Origin of the sequence: Candidatus Colwellia aromaticivorans (assembly GCF_003333305.1) — a bacterium.
Taxonomy (GTDB): Bacteria; Pseudomonadota; Gammaproteobacteria; order Enterobacterales; family Alteromonadaceae; genus Colwellia; species Colwellia aromaticivorans.
In genome coordinates, this window is sequence record NZ_QOLD01000040.1 from 1 (window position 1) to 1,517 (window position 1,517).

At 39.2% G+C, this 1,517-nt stretch carries 1 protein-coding gene; it reads left to right on the top strand.

The genetic code is table 11. The features are described 5' to 3' along the window. Positions 1-192 precede the first annotated feature (192 nt). Positions 193-1,361, top strand: a protein-coding gene (locus tag DWA31_RS05985; RefSeq protein ID WP_114325728.1) for an IS3 family transposase whose coding sequence is annotated in 2 segments (ribosomal slippage) — positions 193-454 and positions 454-1,361 — 1,170 coding nt in all. Because the reading frame shifts where the segments join, the coding sequence is not laid out codon by codon here. Positions 1,362-1,517: the final 156 nt, after the last annotated feature.

A 1,517-nucleotide genomic window follows, 5' to 3' on the forward strand; every position in this document is an offset into this window, starting at 1 on the left:
GAAAGCTTGTGGCTTAAATTGACTCTGTCAAACACAGTGTTGACAGTCGGCTTGGTTTTATCCTCCACACCATTACTGGCTTTCATCGGCCTAGCCTTACTCACTACTACGGGTTCATCTGCCACCTTGACATGGTTTAATGGATCCAACTACCCCAGATAAGAGATAATGTTCTTAACTGGAGAAAATGAAATGACACAAAAAAAGAAATACTCAAAAGAATTTAAACTTGATGCTGTTAACTTAGTTCTTGAGCAAAATTATACTAAAGCTGATGCAGCCAGAAGCCTTGGGATTAACTCCAATGTTTTAGGTCGGTGGGTTAAAGAGTTTGAAGATGATGATGGTCATGCTTTTAGAGGGAATGGTAAGCTAACACCAGAGCAGTTAGAGCTTAGGCAGCTTCGTGAAGAAGTTAAACGCTTGAAAATGGAGAAAGAAATCCTAAAAAAAGCGACGGTCTTCTTTGCCAAAGAAATGAAATAAAATACTCATTTATTGCTCAGCATAAGAAGATCTGGCCAATTACTCTAATGTGTAAAGTGTTAGAGGTTAACAGCAGCAATTATTATAGTTTTCAAAGACGAAAAGCCAATAAACCTGAAGACCCAGAGCATGATGATATTATCGGATGGATCCAAGATATTGCTAAATTTAGTGGCTACACTTATGGTGAAAGGCGCATTAAAGCGGCACTAGATGCTTTAAGTTTTCCAATGAGCCGATATAAAGTGGCGAAGCTGATGAAAGAAGCGGGTGTTTGGGTTCGCAGTAAAAAGAAATACAAAGTCACGACTAACAGCGACCACAAGCAGCCAGTATTTGATAATTTACTTAAACGTGAATTTGATGTAGCTCAGCCAGATCAGACCTATGTCGCAGATATTACTTACATTTGGACACAAGAAGGTTGGTTATATCTTGCTGTAGTAATCGACTTGTTTTCAAGAAAGGTAGTTGGTTGGAGCATAGGATCACGTATGAAAGCGCAACTTGTCTGTGATGCGCTAACGATGGCTATTTGGCAACGTAGACCAAGTACAGGGTTAATTGTCCATACTGACCGAGGCTCTCAATATGCTAGCAGAGCTTATAGAAAGTTATTACTTGCCAATGGTATTAAAGGTAGCATGAGCCGTAAAGGTGATTGCTGGGATAACGCTGTAGTTGAAAGCTTCTTTGGTAGCTTGAAGCAAGAACGAGTTCAGTGGAAAAACTACCAAACACGACTTGAAGCACAGCAAGATATTTTAAATTACATTGCAATGTTTTATAACAGTCATCGTTTGCATTCTTATCTGGGTTACAAAAGCCCAAATGATTATGAAAGTGAAATGATGATATTGAAAAAAGCCGCTTAACTGGGTTGACTGAATTTACTTGACCACGTCACCTCACACTCGTAATACTCTTGAGTCACCTCTTGAATAATACGTCCAACCATTTTTGATCAAATCATTTTGATTGGATACAATGCCAGGCTTCCCCAGTTACTGCACTAGTTCCCTGTTAGAAAT